Below are 21741 nucleotides of genomic sequence, written 5' to 3' on the forward strand. Positions count from 1 at the left end.
ATTATCAGCGTATAAATGATAATTTAAACGATCGCATGATATGAGAAATTGTGATTTATCTGTCATTAATTTCTATTATCTCTCTATAATCTATGCATTAAGAATGCAGTAGGCTATCAAGAAATAAAACTATTTTTAAAAATTAATATTTATATATCCTCTAGTGTTCAAAGATGAAACTAATAGTATTTTTTAGTTATTTTTAAGAAATAACTGTGGTTTTCTAATTATGGTAAGAATATATGAATTTAGGGTTAGAAAATATCCATCAATTGGTTAAATAATATATTTTCATTGGTTTCTTGTCTATTTTGGGGTTTGAAAACTCATATGATTCAGAAGATTTTTTTAAAGTAATAAATAGATGTTATGTATTCTCCAATAGAATATGTTAGTTATATTGAGGTTTATCATAATATGAGGTAATTTCTTTTTAACAATAAACATGTATTAATAAATCACTAAGGTTGAAAATAATATTCAATATTATATGTATAGATTAATTTTTTTTAGAATATGTTTTAATATATTTAAAAGAATGGTTGTGATATCTTGAGTACTTTAATACATATTTTGGAATTCGTTTATTAAAATAAAAACCTTGATTAGATAATGATCGGTTTTTTGAGGTTTAGTTTTTTATTTTGGGCCAGGAAATGTTATGGGATTGATTTAATTGTTATCTTTTTCTTTTAAATTTCTAATAAGATCAAAAGAGATCAGTATTATATCTATAATTAGTTAGTTAAAAATTAAATATTTTCAATAATTGATGAGTAAAGGTATAATCTTCTTGATGATTTGTAAGATTGTAGATTAATAGTAATTTATTAATTAACGGTCTAAATATTATATTTTATTGATTTATTTAGATAGGATTTAAAAGAAGATTGATTATTGATACTTATAGAAAAAAATTAGTGTCTCATTTTCCTGTACATTAGTTATTTATATTTACGAATATTTATTGTTATGGAAGTATTTTATATTTTATTATAAATACTGTTAGGAGTTATTAGTTTTTATATTTTAAAACCGATAAAGCAATTTATTCAGAAGAATTATATTAGAATAAATGATGATATAGCTTCGTTGTGATCGATGCATCGAGCTTCTTTATTATTTATTTGGAGATAGAGGCTATGTGTTTTTTATCTGAAGTTTATTGCCAAAAAAATGTAGTTGAAATCTGGTGATTTATAATTAGTTTGTATCTAATTGAAGATTATATCTTATGTCAAAAATATTGATAATGCATTATCAAACAATGATATATACCATATACTTATGGATACTTTGTAAAACTTGATCATACTGTGTGTATCAATGTTACAACTAAGAAAAACGCACGACTTAGAGTTGAAACTATAAAAAATGCCCGCATTTACGCTTTATAAGATGATTTTATATAAATTATTTATTAAAGTGGAGATGTCTAAATGGGTAAGATAATTGGTATTGACTTGGGTACGACAAACTCATGTATTGCCATTATGGATGGAGGTCAGGCACGTGTAGTAGAGAATGCAGAAGGAGATCGAACCACGCCTTCTGTCATCGCTTATGCCCAGGATGGGGAAATTTTAGTTGGTCAACCTGCTAAGCGTCAGGCAATAACTAATCCAAAAAATACTTTATTTGCAATTAAACGATTGATTGGTCGTCGATTTCAAGACGATGAAGTGCAGTGTGATATTAAAATTATGCCATTCAAAATTGTTTCATCCGATAATGGTGACGCATGGTTAGACATTAAAGGAAAGCATATTGCTCCGCCACAGATTTCAGCTGAAGTTTTAAAAAAAATGAAGAAAACTGCTGAAGATTATTTAGGTGAATCGGTAAATGAAGCTGTAATTACTGTTCCGGCTTATTTTAATGACGCGCAGCGTCAGGCTACTAAAGATGCTGGACGTATTGCGGGTTTAGATGTCAAACGAATTATTAATGAACCTACTGCAGCAGCATTAGCTTATGGTTTAGATAAAAACAAAGGCAATCGTACAATTGCAGTTTATGATTTAGGTGGTGGTACGTTTGATATTTCTATCATTGAAATTGATGAAGTGGATGGAGAAAAAACATTTGAAGTTCTGGCTACGAACGGAGATACTCACTTAGGGGGTGAAGATTTTGACAGTCGTATGATTAACTATCTTGTATCTGAGTTCAAAAAGGATCAAGGTATTAATCTTCATAATGATCCATTAGCGATGCAACGTTTAAAAGAAGCTGCTGAAAAAGCAAAGATTGAGTTATCTTCAGCTCAACAAACCGATGTTAATTTGCCGTATATTACAGCAGATTCTACTGGTCCGAAGCATTTAAATATCAAAGTTACTCGTGCAAAATTAGAATCTTTAGTTGAAGATCTAATTTTGCGTTCTATTTCTCCTTTAAAAGTTGCTCTAAAAGATGCTGATCTTTCGGTGTCTGATATTAATGATGTGATTTTAGTTGGAGGACAAACTCGAATGCCAATGGTACAGGCTAAAGTAGCTAAGTTTTTTGGCAAGGAGCCGCGTAAAGATGTGAATCCGGATGAAGCAGTAGCAGTTGGAGCTGCTGTTCAGGGTGGAGTTCTTGCTGGTGAAGTTAAAGATGTCTTACTTTTAGATGTGACCCCATTATCACTGGGCATTGAGACTATGGGTGGAGTAATGACTTCGCTTATTTCTAAAAATACTACAATTCCAACTAAGCATAGTCAAATATTTTCTACAGCTGAAGATAATCAATCTGCTGTAACCATTCACGTAGTTCAAGGTGAAAGAAAACGGGCTATAGATAACAAATCTCTTGGACAATTTAATCTTGATGGTATTCAGAACGCTCCGCGTGGTATGCCGCAAATTGAGGTTACTTTCGATATTGATGCAGACGGCATTTTACATGTATCCGCTAAAGATAAAAAGAGTGGTAAAGAACAAAAGATTACTATTAAGGCGTCTTCAGGTCTAAATGATAATGAAATTGAAAAAATGGTACGAGATGCAGAAACTAACGCTGAATCAGATCGTAAATTTGAAGAATTAGTTCAGGTTCGTAATCAGGGTGATCAAATTGTTCATAGTGTTCGTAAGCAGATGAACGAATCAGGTGATAAACTTAATAAAGACGATAAAAATACTATTGAATCAATTTTAAATTCTTTACAAAATGCGTTGAAAGGTGAAGATAAATCAGCTATTGAGTCTAGTATGAAATTATTATTAGAGGCCTCTGATAAATTAACAGAGTGTGCTAAAAAACCGAGTGGAACTAGTGGTTCATCTGATTCTACTGAAAATATAAAAAAAGATGAGAATGTTGTCGACGCTGAATTTGAAGAAGTGAAAGATAATAAAAATAATCGCACTTGATAGGGTATGCTAGCCCGTTAAAGCAATTGGTTATAACTACCACGGGTGTGGATTGTATCCATTCCCGTGCACCCGTGTTTAAGGGTAGGATTAATTAAAATGGTGAAAAGAGATTATTACGAGATTTTAGGTGTTACTAAGTCGGCAGATGAGCGAGAAATTAAAAAGGCTTATAAACGTTTAGCTATGAAGTTTCATCCCGATCGTAACCAGGGTGATAAACGGTCTGAAGGTAAATTCAAAGAGATTAAAGAAGCTTATGAGGTTTTAACTCATCCCCAGAAACGAGCAAGTTATGATCAATATGGTCATGCTGCATTTGAGCAGGGAGGTGTCGGCGGGGGTAACCAAGGTGGTTTTGGTAGTACTACTGCTGATTTTGGAGATATTTTTGGTGATGTGTTTGGAGATATTTTTGGTGGCAATCGACGTCAGCAGCGCTCTGCGCGTGGAGCAGACTTGCGTTATAAAATTGAGTTATCACTTGAAGAGGCGGTTCGAGGGGTATCTAGAGAGATTCGTATTCCCACTTTAGAATTATGTGGGGTGTGTCATGGTAGTGCAGTAAAAGCAGGGACAAAGCCACAAACTTGTTCTACTTGTCGGGGGTCGGGTCAGATACAGATGCGACAGGGATTTTTTACTGTCCAGCAGTCTTGTCCTGCTTGTCATGGACGAGGGTCAATAATAAAAGATCCGTGTAATACGTGTCATGCTCAAGGTCGTATTGAAAAGTTAAAAACTTTAGTAGTAAAAATACCGGCAGGTGTAGATACTGGTGATCGCATTCGGTTAAGCGGTGAAGGTGAAGTGGGAGAGAATGGTTCTTCATCTGGTGATTTGTATGTGGAAGTACAGATGAGAGAGCATCATATCTTTGAGCGTGAAGCGAATAACTTGTATTGCGAGGTACCTATTAGCTTTGTAATGGCAGCACTAGGTGGAGAAATTGAGGTTCCTACATTAGATGGAAGGGTAAATTTAAAAGTTCCATCGGAGACGCAGACAGGTAAATTGTTTCGTTTACGAAATAAAGGGGTAAAATCATTGCGAGGTGGTTCATCTGGTGATCTATTATGTCGTGTTGTTGTAGAAACCCCTGTTCGTTTAAACGATAAACAGAAAATGCTTCTACGTGAACTAGAGGAAAGTTTTAGTGGATCTCTTGGTGAGCAAAATAGTCCACGTTCTAAAACGTTTTTTGATAGTGTGAAAAAATTTTTTGATGATCTTACGCATTAAATAATCTTAAACCATTAATTTTTTCTGACAGCTATTTATCATCAATTATATAGTCTGTCAGATTTAATTTAACTCTAGATCTACGAAGTCATACTCAGGATCTTAGATTATATTGTAATTAAAGAATTAAATGATGGATATATTATTATAGTTAATAAATTATTAATATGTTTGACTTGGTTAAAATGTAAATTTTATTGTTATTTATAAAAATAAAATCATGAAGTTTTAACTGTTTATGATATTTAGCATGTTGTTGTATTCCCTAAGGAGGGAATACAGGCTGAGTTGTTGTTGTTAAAGAGGGGAATTCTTTATAAAAGTATATTCTTATGATGTTTTATATATTATTATAGTGAATATATAAGTAATTTTTACTTTATTAAAGCAAGTTAGCTCGTGTCATCAAGATAATTAATATACTTTTACTTGGTAAAATAATTACTAATTAAGTACGTTATAATTTTTCTAAATAAAATATGATTTTAAATTTGATTAAATTTTGTACATAAGTTTTGTTGATCGATTTATATAATAGAATTATTGATATTTGCTAATTATTTAGATTGATATCATAGGTATGGTTTAGAGTGAATTATTCATTGATATAACCGAGAGTTGATATAACTGAGAATAGTTGATAAATTTAAGATTTATTCTGATGAATAAATAATTAAAGCGCATAATTATTCATAATTATGCTATTGTGTATTAGTCGTTCAGATAAATGTATTGATTTTTAATTGTATTTAAAGTTAATTTTTTAATCGAGAGGATATTTCTATAAATTTTATTCTTCTTAAGACAAGAAAGGTTATTGTTATTGTATGTATACATGTAGCTTTACAAGATTTATGATAGAAGAAAGTACATATAACATAACATAAGTTTTTGAGAATTTTTGTATTAACTTGTCTATAAAAAATAATCAATATTATATTTTATTTATCTATGATATTATACAATTTATTTTGGATTATAAATGTTATCCATTGGTTTAATTAGCTATTTTATATTAATAAGTTTCATTATTATCTTAATAATGGGAGAAGCTTGACAAAGATAATATAGTAACAGATTCTACCTAACGGTATGATATAGAAAAATTAGATAGATAGAGATTAAATTAAATAAACATTAAAATGTTTGTGTTGATTAAATTTTAAAAGGTTTATTATCATACTAATATATAGTTTTTATAATTGATTATCGATTAGTTTTTTCAACATTTGAGAATTTGAGATTATATAGAACGTATATTTAATTGAACGGTAGTTATATTTTATATTATTTTGATGGAGTTTTATCTCAATGCATCAAGTGCCAAAATTTGATGGTTTAAACATTGATTATAGTGAAGTGACCAAGTTTTCAGTGATGGCTTCGCGTTGGTGGGATTTGGAAGGTGAGTGTAAGTTATTACATAGAATGAACCCGGTGCGTCTTGATTGGATTAAACATTATACTAATGGTTTATCTGGAAAAAAGATATTAGATGTTGGATGTGGAGGTGGTATTCTTGCAGAAAGCATGGCGAGTTTAGGTGCTAATGTTGTGGGTTTAGATATAGAGAAAGACCTATTACAAGTCGCTAGGCTACATGCATTGGAAAGTGGAATTAAAGTTCAATATATACAACAAACAGCAGAGGAGCATTTAGTTAAGTATGCGGAAAAATATGAGGTAGTTACTTGTTTAGAGTTATTAGAGCACGTACCAGAGCCTTATTCTGTAATTAATGCTTGCTCTCAATTGGTAAAACCAGGTGGAGAAGTGTTTTTTTCTACTATCAATCGAACTAAAAAATCTTGGTTTGTAGCCATATTTTGTGCAGAATATATATTAAGAATATTACCACAAGGCACGCATAAGATGTGGAAATTAATTCAACCTAGAGAGTTGCTTCATTGGATTGATAAAACAAAATTGTATGCGCATCACATAACTGGGATATCTTGCAATCCCTTAACTGAGTCATATAAATTAACTGCTAACGTGGACGTGAATTATATGGTGCATGCACATAAAGAGTGATAATATTAAGTTATCTTGATATTGTGCATAATCTATATCATATGGTAATGTTGTAGGTTAAATCTGGTTATCAATTTAGATGACTTAATCTAATATCATCTTATAAATAAGTGACAATAGAATATAGATAACTGTCTAATGATTAAACAGAGCTTAATGTGTGAAGAATCTAATAATTTATTAGGTTGTATATTTTGATCTTATATTTATAAGATTGTTAATCTTAATGATTTATCTTATGTTTAAAATTGAGATATGAATAAATTATTTTATTCAATTGGGTTCTGTCATAATCATAATTAGATTTAATTAATATTAATTTTTTTAATTCAAATTAAGTTTATTATAAAATTTCATTTTGAAGAGGTACTAATATTAGTAAACATAGATTTTAATTGAGTATCTTTTAATCATACTTTGACATCTCTGATTTTTAGTATATAATATATCTGCAATAAAATAAGATCCTCTGTAGTTCAGTTGGTAGAACGGCGGACTGTTAATCCGTATGTCACTGGTTCGATCCCAGTCAGAGGAGCCATTTAAAATAATCACTTAAAAAATTGAAATGATGCATTTAGTAGTTTATATAAAAAATAAAATACGAGCTTTCTTTTAAAGAAAGAATTATTTATAAGATATTATCTTTTTTATTAGAAAATTAGTAATTAAAAATAATTGATTATTATTTATAATTTTTTAATGCTTAAGATTAATGGGACTTTAATTTTCATTTTAGTAAGAATTTGGATGAACCATCTTAGTAGATTCATAAGATAAGGACAACTGTGAATATAGATAATAACTTATAAATACTGTATCTATAGTTACATCTATTAGTATAATTATACTATTAATATAGTATTTTTTATTTTTTTAATAAACACATTAAATTGTATGAGTAGTTTTGTGTAAAGAATGAGCATGAGGTTGATAGTTATTTTTTATGCATATAGAAATAAGATAAAATATCTTATTAAATGTTATTTCAATTAGTATTGATATTCAATATAATTATGTATTTTGTGATAGAATTTAATATTATGTTTTGTTTTTTTATCAGTGTTATTAGTAATGATTGAATTTTTGATAGGGAAAAGTAGTTGCTTTTGAGTTTTTATATTTGATATAAAAGTTAATTAGATTCTTTGATTATGCAGAATATGTTATTTTTAATAAAAAATAAATGATTGTAAAAGTGTTGAATGGTGTTCAATACTATTTTTTTTATTTTAATATGATTAATGAATTATTTTTCAGAATTGTAATAAAAAGGTTAAAGATAGTGAGTTCATTAAGTATCTGATTAATTTTTTAATATAAAGTCAGTAAAATATTAGAAGTTATGAGATAGAGAAAATGATTAGAAAGCTAAGCCTGATTATATTATTAATGCCTACCTATTGCCTAGGTAGGCATTATGTAAAGTAGAAATGTATATGATAAAATCTTATTTTTTAAAAAAAACGTTGTACTGATATGTTTGCTATTGCTTCTAGAGCAATACGCCACGGGGATATTGGAAGTATCTTAAGTGCTTTTATAGCTTTATCGGCTTCTTTTTCCGCAGCTTGACGTGTTTTTTTTAATGAATTACAATTAGTCATTGTTTCTAAAATTTGATCAAGAAAAGAGCGTCCATCTCCTTGAATAATGGCTGATCGAATGAGATTAGCTTGTTCTTGGGTTCCATGATTCATGGCGTGCAGTAAAGGCAAGGTGAGTTTTCCTTCTTCAAGGTCATTCCCTATATTTTTTCCCCATGCCTCTCCATTAGAGCTATAATCTAGTAAATCATCTATTAATTGAAAAGCGGTTCCAACATATCGACCATAATCTTGTAAGGCTTGTTCTTGATCTGCACTAGCTTCTGCTAAAATAGCGGAAGATTGTGTTGCTGCTTCGAAGAGTCTAGCAGTTTTACTGTAAATAATCTGCATATAATTCTCTTCAGTCATATCTGGATTATTGCGATTTAATAATTGTAACACTTCCCCTTCAGCAAGAATATTTACAGCCGCTGACATGACTGTTAGTATTCGTTTTGAATTCAGACTTATGATCATCTGAAACGCACGAGTATAAATAAAATCACCAACCAAAACACTAGCAGAATTTCCAAAAGTGGTGTTTACAGTCGCTTGACCTCTTCGCATGCTTGATTCGTCAATAACATCATCATGTAGCAGTGTTGCAGTATGAATGCATTCAATGAGTGCTGCTATTGTAATATAATGTTTATTTGAGCAATTGTTTATTGCTCGTGCAGCTAGAACAGAAATGATGGGACGGATGCGCTTCCCTCCTCCATTAATTATGTAGTAAATTACCTGGTTGATAAGAGAAACATCTGAGTGCAATTTGGTAAGTATGGTTGAGTTAATCTCTTCCATGTCTTGTGAAATAAGTTGATTAATTTGCTGTAAGTTCATTAGTCTATTTAACAATTTCTCAGTTCATGTCTAGGATATATGTGTTGATTGATTTTTTGGTAAAACAATTCAGACAATATAAAAAGATTGTACTGGAAAAATATTATGTGATCTTTTCTTTTATATGTTTAGCGATTTATATAGCGTTGGATAATAGATACTTGTCTTTAGTCATAAAGTTTCGTAAAATTTATAATTCAATATTATTAATAACGTGGTATTAAATTGAATCAGGCAGGTGCAGAAGTGGAGTTGAATATGTATGCAGTCTTTAAAAGTGGTGGCAAGCAGTATCGGGTTAGAGAAGGTCAAACTGTCCGTTTAGAAAAATTTGATCTAGCTGCTGGTGAGAGAATAATTTTTAATCAAGTATTAATGATAGTTAATGGTATAGATGTCAGTATTGGTTCACCTGTTATTAGGGGAAGTTTAATTCATGCAGAAATTATTTCTCATGGTCGTGGTAAGAAAATAAAAATTATTAAATTTCGTGCTCGTAAGCACTATCATAAGCAACAGGGGCATCGTCAAAGCTTTACTGATGTAAAAATCACTCGTATTACTTCTTTAGGGGATGATCTAAAAAATGGCGCATAAGAAAGCGGGTGGTTCAACCCGAAATGGACGTGATTCTCATTCGAAAAGGTTAGGGATAAAACGCTTTGGTGGTGAATCGGTATTAGCTGGTACAATTATTGTTCGTCAACGTGGTACTAATTTTCATGCTGGAAGGAATGTAGGGTTTGGGCGTGACCACACTTTATTTGCGACTGAAAATGGTAAGGTTAAGTTTGAAGTAAAAGGCTCAAGAAATAGAAAATATGTTAGCATTATTACTATGTAGATTATTTAGATTAGATCTAAATAACGATAGATTTTTATTTATAAAATATTAATGTATTTTAATTATTATAAGTATGGTTTTATGTTATATGAAGTCTGTATCTACACAGAACTGTAATCGTAAATTAGGCTCATGAAGATACATAAACGAGATTTTGCATCGATCACTATGGTTTATTTTTTTAAATGTTCACTTTTCTTTTAAAAAGAAAGGATAATAATAAATCATCCATGATGAGAGAATAATCTTTCAAAAAAGAAAGATCAGTACGTGGATGATTAAGGATAGGGATATGATCTAATTTTTTATTAAAAATATATATTAAGTATAGATATGTAAATAGATATGTTAGTACTTATATACTAGTCTTAACTAAGACTAGTATCTTAAAATATATGAAATTATATTTTTTGATATTAATTTAGAAAGATATCTTTCTATAGATGACTGAAAAATAACGTTTATAACTATAATAATTAATAGTGTAAATAGAGAGATCTATAATTGATGAATTCTTAATTTTTAGATCGTAACTCATTATTCTTCATACATAAGATAATCAGTTATATCAAGAGTTTGAATTTTTAGCTACTTGATGGGATTTATCATAATATAATTGTTTACTTTAAGGTAAATAAGATAGTTGTATGTGTGTTTTGATAATAATGGAATGTCTTGTTGTTAGAGTATAGATTGTTTTTTTGATAGAATAGTCATTATGGTCTGTCCATTGTATTTTTTTGGAAACAATTATCAACTCTAGTTAGTATAATTATTATCGGGATATAATGAAAAGATTATCGTGGAATATGTTTCAACGACTGAGAATACTTAATTTTTTGATTGTTTATTTCAATCTAAATGAGATTGAAGTAGTTATAATTTTTTAGCCGATTTTGAGTAATGGGATTCAAAATAGAAGATGATGTGTATAATTAGAAAAATGATCCATGTTTTTTCAACATAGATGTAGAGATAATAATTTTTTAGTTTTATACGTAATCAGTGTTTACTGATATATATAAATATTTTTATTTTAATATTTATTTATAATTTATAAAAATTTTTATATATTACATAGTTTATTTGTTTTTTGTCACTTGATTATTAATATTAGTTTATCCATATATTTTTGATAACTACCTATTTATAAAGGATAGTTTGAGAAAGAAAATTTTAGTTATATTATACGACATATATTTGTATGGAGTGAAAATACTTCAATTATATTTCAAATTGAAATTATAAATACTGAAGCAATGTTTTTTCTATAGTTTTTAGGTTGTCGTATTTGATATTTAATGAATGTGAATAATTAAAATAGATATAATAATTTTATAATGAGTTTGTAAACACATTATTTTAACATTTTATATTTTGTATATTGTTAAAGAATTTAGAATATCTTTTTAATAAAAGGATTTTAGATATTTAATGGTCTATGTGTGATTTTAGTTAATCTAGTTATATATCTTAGGTTTATATGGGTTTATTTGTTTTGTTTTTTTAAAATTAGAATAAAGTTATGTAAGTGACGGAGAAGTAAAATGAAATTTATTGACGAAGCAACTATAGTGGTTGTGGCTGGAAATGGTGGTCACGGTTGTATAAGTTTTCGTCGTGAGAAGTATATCCCGCGCGGTGGTCCTGATGGTGGAGATGGGGGTGATGGTGGTGATATATATATAGAAACTGATTCAAATTTAAATACCTTATCGTTTTTTCATTTTGAAAAAATTTTTAAAGCTGGATCTGGTCAGCATGGACAGAGTTCTAATTGTACTGGTAAACGCGGGAATGATTTACTAGTTAAAGTACCTTTTGGTACGCGTATTATTGACAAAGGCACTGGTGAAGTACTTGTAGATATGGCACATCATCAGAAAGTTATGTTAGCTAAAGGTGGCCATCATGGATTAGGTAATACAAGATTTAAGTCATCGGTAAACCGATCACCTCGTCAGAGGACCATGGGGGCTCAAGGTGAAATACGTGATTTACACTTAGAGCTAATTCTTTTAGCGGATGTGGGCGTATTGGGACTTCCTAATTCAGGAAAATCAACTTTTATTCGTGAGATTTCTGGCGCTAGGTTAAAAGTTGCTGATTACCCGTTTACTACATTGATACCTCGTCTTGCTGTTGTATTCGTAGGTAGAGAAAGGAGTTTTGTAATTGCTGATATACCTGGTTTAATTGAAGGAGCTTCCAAAGGAATAGGTCTTGGTGTTCGCTTTCTTAAACACCTTGAACGATGTCGTATATTATTGCATATAATTGATTTATCTTCGATGGAAAAAGTGAATATATTAAGAGACATAAAGATTATTATACATGAAATAGGGCAGTATAGTCAAGCATTGTTTCATAAACCCCGTTGGTTGGTTTTCAATAAGATTGATCTATTGAGTAAGGAACAAGCAAGATTATGCAGTCAAGTGATTGCAAAGGAACTAGGTTGGCATCACAAATATTATTTAATTTCTTCTATAAATCATTCTGGTTTAGATGATTTATGCTGGGATTTAATCTCAGTTCTTCAAGCGCCTCTACAGATAGATTCATTGGATTCAATTCCATAATCATGTAAATAGAATTTATCATGAAATAGTGAAGAAGACAATCAAGATTATTTGATACCTGAGCTGTAATGAACGTAGAGATAGGATAAAACTGAAAAGAGTTAGGTTCTCTTGAAGGGTATAGTAGTCATTAATTTTGCTCTGTATATATTAAGATATGTAATATTTTTAGATTTGTTTATATTATGGAACTGGAATTAGGAGTGTAAAGTTACTATTACCATAATATTGGTGATCTGATATTATAATAATCCTATTTAGAGTTGTAATAATATAGTATATTCCTGTATAGAAATCTTTTTTTATTTAGTTTTACTGTTTACATTTATTTTTATTTTTTAATTAAATTATATTGCGTAGTAAAAAAAATGATTTTGACCTATAGGTATCAGCTGATAAAGTAAAGATCTTTAATATTAGGAGTAATGGGCCTCAGGTAGTTTAATCGACTGATTTTATAATTGATATAAATATACAATCGGCCTTTTTGGTATTTCTTTCTATGTCTCCCGATACGCTTATTAATACAATCTGTGATTGTTTGAATAAAAAAATAGTGTATTTTCTCGTGTCTTTTTTCGGAGTTATGCATGGAATTTCTTTTAGACCCCTCGATATGGGCGGGTTTTCTTACGTTGGTTATACTTGAAATTGTCTTAGGTATTGATAACTTAGTTTTTATTGCTATATTAGCAGATAAGCTTTCTCCAAATCAGCGCGACAAGGCCCGCCTGACTGGATTGTCACTTGCAATGATAACACGATTAGGTCTTCTTTCTTTAATTTCCTGGATGGTTACTTTAAGGCGTCCATTTTTTAGTATAGGTGACATTAGTTTTTCTGGACGTGATTTAATTTTACTGATGGGAGGTATTTTTTTATTATTTAAAGCAACGATTGAACTGCATGAGCGTTTAGAAAATCACGATATGAATAGTTTAGGTCATAAAGGCTATGCTAGTTTTTGGTCAGTTGTAATACAGGTTATTGTTCTTGATGCGTTGTTTTCTCTTGACGCAGTTATTACTGCAGTAGGCATGGTAAATAATTTATCGGTGATGATGATTGCGGTGGTGATTGCCATGGGAGTGATGCTTCTTGCCTCGAAGCCGTTAACTAGTTTTGTTAATAGTCATCCGACTGTAGTTGTTTTGTGTCTTAGTTTTCTTTTAATGATTGGGCTGAGTTTAGTAGCAGAAGGTGTTGGTTTTCATATACCAAAAGGTTATCTATACGCAGCAATCAGCTTTTCTATTATTATCGAGTTATTTAATCAGATGGCTCGACGCAATTTTATGCGTTATGAGGAACGTCGACCGATGCGAGAAAGAACTGCGGAGGCTATTCAGCGTTTGATAAGAGGAAATCGACAAAATGAATCGAATGGTATAGAGAATAGTACAATAGAAACTATTGCACCTCAAGAAGCTTTTAAAGATGAGGAGCGTTATATGATTAATGCTGTTTTAACTTTAGCGTCACGTTCTATACGGAGTATTATGACGCCACGAGGAGAAATTTCTTGGGTAGATCTAACTTGTTCTCCAGATGAAGTTCGTATTCAGTTATTGGATACACCACATAGTTTGTTTCCAGTATGTCGTGGTGGACTAGATAAGATTGTTGGTGTTGTCAGAGCAAAAGAATTATTAGTAGCATTAGATCATGATATCGATATCTCTTCTTTCTCTACTACTACACCGCCAATTATTGTTCCAGATACTCTTAATCCATTAAACCTCCTTGGTGTTCTTCGTCGTGCGAAAGGTAGTTTTGTTGTTGTTACTAGTGAATTTGGTATAGTCCAGGGTTTAATTACACCCTTAGATGTTTTGGAAGCTATTGCTGGTGAATTCCCTGATGAAGATGAAACTCCTGATATCATGGTAGATGGAGATGGGTGGTTGGTCAAAGGTGGTACGGACTTACATTCATTACAACATGTATTAGATTATAAAGAATTAATTAAACCAGAAAATGATCATGAATCTTTAGCAGGTTTATTAATTAAATGCCAAGGTCGATTACCTTTAACTGGTGAGGTGATTGATATACCACCACTTCGTTTTCAAATTGTAGAAGCAAGCGACTATTGTATAAACCTTGTACGTATTATTAAATTTTAATAATATAACTATTTTATACAATTATTATTAAAAAAGATGTTAATCAGTGGCTGAGATGTATTATGAGATTAATTTTGATAGATCTAATTTTCTTCGTATGATTTTAATTAAGTTTTATGTTTTTAAGAATAAAATTTTTATGTAAGAGTTAGATGTTTATATTGTGTATAGATATTAGCGATAAGAAAAAAGATATAGAGCGTGCTAGAAAATCTATTTTTTCGATGCGGTTGAAAAGTTCTACTAAATATAAATATACTATTTATTTTGATTAATATTAAGAAAGAGAGGGTTTTATTATAGAGTGTGTTATTACATATGATTCAGTTTTTATTGTATCTAATATCATTAGATTCTTCTATAAGAAATCTATTCAAAGTTAGTAATTGTTTGTTAGAAACATTTTCTAATGAAGAGAAATTATACCATAAATTAGAATGAATTTCATTAAGATTAGTTTAGATTCTTATTTGAAGATATAAAAGTTATAGACCAAAATAAGATTGTATATGTTACTTTATAAAGCGTAGCCCACTAAGAGTAAATTTTAACATTACTAGGATTATAGACAATTGTAAGGTAATTAAAAATTATAGGTTAATACAAATTTTACTAGAAGTAGGATAGTGGTTTTATATGCAATATATTGCATATAAATATATAAAATTGTTTTTATTATAGGTACAAGAAAGGATGATAACTAATTAGAGAAATATTTTTACAGTAGTTAGATGGTTCTTAATGTGATAGTAAGTGCAGGTTGTGTTTAAGATGAATGTTATTTTAAGATTTTTAAAAATTATGAGCAGGACACAAATTGGCCTTTTAAAGGCATTAGTAGTAGTTAGTTTTATGACTTTTGTGTCGCGGCTATTAGGTTTTATTAGGGATGCTGTTATAGCAAGGATTTTTGGTTCAGGTATAGTGACTGATGCTTTTTTTGTTGCCTTTAAGTTACCTAATTTATTACGTCGTTTTTTTGCTGATGGAGCTTTTTCTCAAGCTCTTGTTCCATTTCTTTCTGAATATAAAGGTAAGAAGAATGTGGAGGCCACCAAAGTCTTTATCACGCATGTTGCTGGGTTTCTAACGTTAGTATTAGGGGTAGTTATTATTTTAGGAATAATGTTTGCTCCTTGGTTAATTAAGGTAACAGCTCCTGGTTTTGCTAACACTGTTGATAAAATTAAGTTAACTGAAACGCTTTTACGTATTACACTTCCTTATATATTACTAATATCTCTATCATCATTGGTTGGATCTATTCTTAATACATGGAATTATTTTGCTATACCAGCATTTGCTCCTGCATTGCTTAATTTAAGTATCATTTTTTTTGCATTATTTGCTGCGCCATATTTCCATCCTCCTATTACGGCATTATCTTGGTCAGTATTAATAGGCGGTATGTTACAACTTGGTTATCAACTACCATATTTAAAAAAAATAGGTTTATTAGTTCTACCGCGCTTAGTTTTTCACGACATAGATGTCTGGCGTTTAGTACACCATATGGGTTCATTAGTCCTCGGTGTTTCAGTGAGTCAGGTTTCTCTTATTATTAATACTATCTTCGCTTCGTTTCTAAGTCCTGGTTCTATTTCATGGATATATTATGCTGATCGATTAATGGAATTTCCTGTTGGAGTATTAGGAGTAACATTAGGTACTATTTTATTTCCTTTATTAGCAAAAAGTGTGAGTAGTGGCAATTTTTCGGAATATTCATATCTGATAGATTGGGGGTTACGTTTTTGTTTCCTTCTAGCCTGTCCCAGTGCGGTGGCGTTGGCTATTTTAGCAAGACCTCTTATTATAGCTTTATTTCAATATGGTAATTTTACTGATTTTGATGTAGGAATGACCCAACATGCATTAGTTGCTTATTCAGTGGGATTAATAGGGTTGATTATCATTAAAGTATTGGTATTGGGTTTTTCTGTTCACCAGAATGTAAAAACTCCGTTAAAGATTTCAGTATTTACATTACTAGCAACACAGATTATGAATATAGTTCTAATTGGGCCATTAAAGCATGCTGGGTTATCGCTTTCTATTGGATTAGCTTCTTGTCTAAATACTCTACTTCTTTATCGGCAATTACGTAAACAGAAATTATTTTCCCCTCAGCCGGGCTGGATGTATTTCTTTTTGCGATTAATTATCTCTGTTTTAGTGATGGCTGGTTCGTTAGTTAGTGTGCTTTATGTTATGCCCATATGGGATAATGGGGGCATGATTGAACGATTAGCACGATTAATGATAGTAATTTTAATTGGTTTTAGTGTTTATATTCTAATGTTAAGCGCACTGGGTTTTCGTCTCCGTGATGTGATTCCTTTGCATAAGACTGGAGAATTTAGTTAAAAAGCTGAATGAATTGGCGATAGAATAGTAGTAACTATGTAACTTTTCTAAAAGATGGAATTATGTTCTATGGTGGCTATCGTTTATTAATAGGATTATTGTGTAATATGATTTAGGGATATTTTATTTTTATAGATTATAGTATAGATTTTTATATAAAAATATAGCTCTGAATAATTATGTTGTATTAGTTTTTAATTTAAAAATCTTAAGTGTTTATAAAATCTCTATTTACTTTCGTATATTCAATTTTTTATAATTGATATATATTATAGATGTTATAATAATAACTACTGAAAAAGAATGATTGTGTTTGAAATTAATGTTTATAATTTTTGATTTTTAAACAAGTTATACAACGAAATTTTTACATTGATTGTTAGTAGTTTTTCTTTTATTTAATTAATATTTAATGAATAATAGAATCGATTTTTTATATATTGTAATGACTCTTGAGATATATGAAGAGATGTTAAGGTTGCTAGTTTTGGATGGGATTAGAAGAATAATAGAGCGAAGGGTATTTATAAGATGTTATCTTTATTGAAAGAATCAATGGGTGTTTGTATCTTATTTTTTAATGTATTTTATAATTACATTTTGTAATGAAAAGCATATTGATTCGTTTTTGTTTTTTATATATTTTTATTCCTCTAACTGTTTTAGCAGATCCACAGAGTGTTTTACAGCAGCGCTTAGATCAAGTTAGTAGTATATATGTAAGATTTCATCAGAAGGTTATGGATAACAATGATATTTTGGTACAGGAGTCTAATGGTGAGCTGTGGGTGCGAAGACCTAATCAATTTTACTGGCATGTATTTAGTCCGGATGAGAACATACTACTTTCGGATGGACGAGATATGTTTTTTTATCATCCTTTAATTAATCAAGTTGTGATTTATCGTATAAAAAATGATCTGAGTTATAGTCCATTAATGCTAATTGTAGGTAATCAGAAGTCTGATTGGAAAGATTATAATATAATACAAAAAAATGATAATTTCTTTTTTACTCCTAAAAAAAGTGAGCAAGATTTTATTCAATTTTCTATTGAAGTCACTAAATCTGGTGTTATTAATTGCTTTAGTGTTATGGAGGAGAGTGGACTTCGGACTAGTTATGATTTTAACAATCAAAAAAATATACTAGTAGATATTAACAAATTTAAACTTATATTTCCTTCTGGAGTGACAATCGATGATCAACGATAGAAGAATTGTACCTAAAGCATGAAATTTACCTCTATATTGATATATAGAGGTTATAGATTTTTTTAATGACTCGTATTATTTGATTGTTTACCATATATCTTTATGTTAATTTTTTTAGTAAAAATTATTTATTTTGAATAACAATTAGTTTTATCTGTTAATATAGATAAAACTTTTCTACAGAAATATTTTAAAATTCAAGATATTATGTGTTAAAATAATATTTATTTAAATAGTATGTGCCTATGAGAATATATAGAAGATATTATGGTATTTTCTATAAATGTTTTTAGTTTTTTATGATAGTTTTAACATAAAAAAAGAATTAGTAATCGATGTATGATTCTATATTTTTTTAGTTAGGGTTACTAATAGGTAATAAATTTAGATTAGAGGTTTGTTTGTTTTGATTCTAGAATAGAATCTTTTGATATGTTTATACATTGCTAAGATATAAATTCTAGAGTACTGATAAATTTAATATTTTGGTTTTTCATGATTTATTGAGTTTTTAACTATATATTTGAACAAATATATTATCTAGTTATCGTATTTTATAATGATTTCTTTCATGTTTTCAATGCTTCATTTTTAAAATTTAATTATCCCAAGTATTTTACAGTTATTCATTTTTTTAATTTTTTCAGTTTATTAGAGAGAAAGTATTTAATATAAATTGATCAATAATCTCTGTTTCTAATTTACTTATAAGTCACATAAATTTGAATTTTTTAGATAAGTTAGGTAATATTTTAATTGATTGTTTTATAAAATATTTCGATATATTCACTATAGCATGAATATATATAATTTTTTAATGATAAAAGATATAGTGTGAGTATATTTTTTATTCCTTTAGTCATTTCTTATATAAATTGATAATTTATGCGTACTACTCAATATCTTCTTTCTACTCTTAGAAATGAGCCTTCTGATTCTGAACTGGTCAGTCATAACCTAATGTTGCGTGCTGGAATGATTCGGAAGTTAGCATCTGGATTATATATTTGGTTACCAACTGGTTTGCGTGTATTAAAAAAAGTGGAAAACATTATACGTGAAGAGATGAATAATATTGGGGCATTAGAAATCTCTATGCCTATTGTGCAACCGGCTGATCTATGGAAAGAAAGTGGGCGCTGGGAAAACTATGGTTTAGAATTGCTTCGATTTTTTGATCGGAGCAATCGTTCTTTTGTCCTTGGTCCGACTAATGAGGAAGTAATAACAAATTTAATTCGATACGAGCTTAGTTCATACAAACAGTTACCACTGAACTTGTTCCAAATCCAAACTAAGTTTCGTGATGAAATACGTCCTCGGTTTGGAGTCATACGATCTCGTGAATTCTTAATGAAAGATGGTTATTCATTTCATGCAACGCAGGATTCTCTTCAGGAGACTTATTCTGCTATGTATCATGCTTATAGTCATATTTTTAAGAGAATAGGTTTGAATTTTTGTGTGGTAGAGGCAGATTCTGGAAGAATTGGAGGTCAAATTTCTCATGAGTTCCATATTTTAGCTCAAAGTGGTGATAATTGCATTGCATTGTCTACCGAATCGGAGTATGCGGCCAATATAGACATTGCTGAAGCCATATCGACTTCTGGAAGTCGAAACTCTTCTACTAAAATCAAACGTGAATTTGAAACAGAAGGAGTTACAAATATCAGAGATCTTGTTACTCAATTTGACCTTTCACTTACAGATGTAGTACAAACGATTATAGTACAAGCCTCTAAAGAAAGTAGTGCTAAATTTATTGCTCTTCTAGTTCGAGGGGATCATCAATTAAATATTATTAAAGCTGAAAGCATTGATATTGTTGCTAAACCATTGAGATTTGCAAGTGAAGAGGAACTTCGTGAACAGGTAGGTGTTAATTCTTTCTCATTAGGACCAGTTGGTCTTAAAATACCTATTATTGCTGATCGATCTGTGTCCTTGATGAATAATTTTATTACAGGGGCGAATATTGATGGATGGCATTTGAGCGGTATTAATTGGGAGCGAGATCTGCCAATACCACGTATTGAAGATATTCGTAACGTTGTCACAGGTGATATCAGTCCTGATGGGAAAGGTACTATTTTTATTAAACGTGGAATCGAGGTGGGTCATATTTTTCAGTTAGGTGAAAAATATTCACGGGCGTTAGATGTATGCATACAAGACAAAGATAGACAACGTCAGGTTGTCAGAATGGGTTGTTATGGTATTGGTATTAGTCGTTTGATAGCGGCTTCCATTGAACAAAGTCATGATGAGCGCGGTATTATATGGCCAACTGCTCTCTCTCCCTTTCAGATAGCAATTTTACCTATGAATATGCATAAATTAGATCGTATTAAAAATATAGCTGAGGATATATATAGTCAGTTATCTGCGCTAGGTATAGATGTAATTTTTGATGATAGGAAGGAAGGGATAGGTGTGATGTTTTCTGATATGGAGCTAATTGGTATACCGCATCTTATTGTTATTAGTGAACGTCATCTTCGGAATTCAGAAGTTGAGTACCAATGTCGTCGTTCATATGAAAAACATATGATAAAAATTAGTGATATTGTCCTTTACTTAATAGATTTGTTAAAAAAAGTATCTAGTTCTTATTAGAACTAGCATATCTTTCATAAAGATATGGAAGCATATTATACATAATGTAATAAGTTAGAAATATATATACTTTTATTCGATAATGAACCAAATAAAACTAGACATACCATCTATGAAAATAGATTTAGATTACACTATAATAGTGATATGCTAAACATATTGTTTGGCTAATTTTTATAATTATCATATTTTTTAATTTTTGTTTATTTTTATAATGCCTTCAATATAAAATCCATGTTATTTTTTTATCATTAGATATTTTTTTCTGCAAAACAGATATAAGGAACCAATTAAACCAAAGAACATCATTGCTAAAGGCAAGATCATCATCAAACATATTAGTTGATTAGCATAGGCATGAAATACCGGTGTTTGTCCGAACATAAATCCTATCATGATAAGAATTAATACCCAGAGAAATGAGCTAGTCCAGTTGAAGAATTGAAAACGCAAATGATTTAAACCAGATAACCCAGCTAGAACAGGTAAAATAGTACGGACAAATGCAATAAAACGTCCAAGAAATAATGCAGATAATCCATATTGATGGAACATATTTTTAGATTTTTTATGATATTGAAGAGGAAGGTATGATAACCATTTTTTTACAGTATAAGTATTTCCTAGCCATCTGCCTTGAAGATAACTAACCCAGTATCCAAGACTAGCAGCAGTAGTCAGGATAAGTAAAGTAGTTACACAATTAATTGCTCCCTCAGCTATTAATGTACCCACGAGAATTAATAAACTATCACCTGGTAAAAAAGATGTTGGAAGTAATCCATTTTCTAAAAATAAAATTAAAAATAAAACTAAATATAGGGTCCAAATAAGGGTAGGGTCTTCAAGGATAACGTAATCTTGTTTCCACAAGGCTTGAATGAGAGAGGTTAAGATACTCATTAGTTATATTAGCTCC

11 protein-coding genes, 1 tRNA gene and 1 pseudogene are annotated in these 21741 nt (G+C 30.0%); 11 read left to right on the forward strand and 2 right to left on the reverse strand.

What is annotated here, in order from left to right:
- The first annotated feature begins 1439 nt into the window (after positions 1-1439).
- From dnaK to HACICURT3053_RS00800, 4 genes are all read left to right on the forward strand, one after another.
- A complete protein-coding gene (dnaK, locus tag HACICURT3053_RS00785) occupies positions 1440-3362 on the forward strand; it encodes a molecular chaperone DnaK (protein ID WP_157991867.1) in 1923 nt (640 codons plus the stop codon).
- Positions 3363-3461: 99 nt separating this feature from the next.
- A complete protein-coding gene (dnaJ, locus tag HACICURT3053_RS00790; RefSeq protein ID WP_157992292.1) occupies positions 3462-4604 on the forward strand; it encodes a molecular chaperone DnaJ in 1143 nt (380 codons plus the stop codon).
- Between the two features lie 1311 nt (positions 4605-5915).
- Positions 5916-6638, forward strand: a complete 723-nt coding sequence (gene ubiG / locus HACICURT3053_RS00795) for a bifunctional 2-polyprenyl-6-hydroxyphenol methylase/3-demethylubiquinol 3-O-methyltransferase UbiG (RefSeq protein WP_157991868.1) — start codon at positions 5916-5918, stop codon at positions 6636-6638.
- A 465-nt stretch (positions 6639-7103) separates the two neighbouring features.
- Positions 7104-7179: transfer RNA gene (locus HACICURT3053_RS00800), tRNA-Asn, on the forward strand.
- 916 nt (positions 7180-8095) lie between these two features.
- Here the strand turns inward: HACICURT3053_RS00800 and ispB are convergent.
- Positions 8096-9070, reverse strand: coding sequence for an octaprenyl diphosphate synthase (ispB, locus tag HACICURT3053_RS00805; RefSeq protein ID WP_157991869.1), 975 nt, complete (start codon positions 9068-9070; stop codon positions 8096-8098).
- Positions 9071-9328: 258 nt separating this feature from the next.
- Here ispB and rplU point away from each other — a divergent pair, with 258 nt between their 5' ends.
- The 7 genes and pseudogenes from rplU (at position 9329) to HACICURT3053_RS00840 (ending at position 20822) form a co-directional block, all read left to right on the forward strand.
- The gene (gene rplU / locus HACICURT3053_RS00810) at positions 9329-9667 is read left to right on the forward strand and encodes a 50S ribosomal protein L21 (RefSeq protein WP_157992293.1); all 339 of its coding nucleotides are present in this window, start codon (positions 9329-9331) and stop codon (positions 9665-9667) included.
- Positions 9657-9914 (forward strand): 50S ribosomal protein L27, encoded by a 258-nt coding sequence (gene rpmA, locus HACICURT3053_RS00815; protein WP_157991870.1) that lies wholly within the window; start codon positions 9657-9659, stop codon positions 9912-9914. The genes rplU and rpmA overlap by 11 nt, the downstream gene beginning before the upstream one ends.
- A gap of 1547 nt (positions 9915-11461) precedes the next feature.
- Positions 11462-12460, forward strand: a pseudogene (cgtA, locus tag HACICURT3053_RS00820) (Obg family GTPase CgtA); the annotation flags it as partial.
- 626 nt (positions 12461-13086) lie between these two features.
- Positions 13087-14622, forward strand: a complete 1536-nt coding sequence (locus tag HACICURT3053_RS00825; RefSeq protein WP_157991872.1) for a TerC family protein — start codon at positions 13087-13089, stop codon at positions 14620-14622.
- Positions 14623-15438: 816 nt separating this feature from the next.
- On the forward strand, positions 15439-16989 hold the full coding sequence (gene murJ / locus HACICURT3053_RS00830; protein WP_157992294.1) for a murein biosynthesis integral membrane protein MurJ: 1551 nt from the start codon (positions 15439-15441) through the stop codon (positions 16987-16989).
- A gap of 605 nt (positions 16990-17594) precedes the next feature.
- A complete protein-coding gene (lolA, locus tag HACICURT3053_RS00835; RefSeq protein WP_157991873.1) occupies positions 17595-18203 on the forward strand; it encodes an outer membrane lipoprotein periplasmic chaperone LolA in 609 nt (202 codons plus the stop codon).
- Positions 18204-19088: 885 nt separating this feature from the next.
- Positions 19089-20822, forward strand: a complete 1734-nt coding sequence (locus tag HACICURT3053_RS00840) for a proline--tRNA ligase (RefSeq protein ID WP_157991874.1) — start codon at positions 19089-19091, stop codon at positions 20820-20822.
- Positions 20823-21059: 237 nt separating this feature from the next.
- Here the strand turns inward: HACICURT3053_RS00840 and HACICURT3053_RS00845 are convergent, their stop codons facing one another.
- Positions 21060-21725 carry a DedA family protein gene (locus HACICURT3053_RS00845; protein WP_157991875.1) on the reverse strand — a complete coding sequence of 222 codons (666 nt, stop codon included), beginning with the start codon at positions 21723-21725 and terminating at the stop codon, positions 21060-21062.
- Positions 21726-21741 lie beyond the last annotated feature (16 nt).

Origin of the sequence: Candidatus Erwinia haradaeae, from assembly GCF_900698855.1 — a bacterium.
GTDB lineage: Bacteria > Pseudomonadota > Gammaproteobacteria > Enterobacterales > Enterobacteriaceae > Erwinia_E > Erwinia_E haradaeae_F.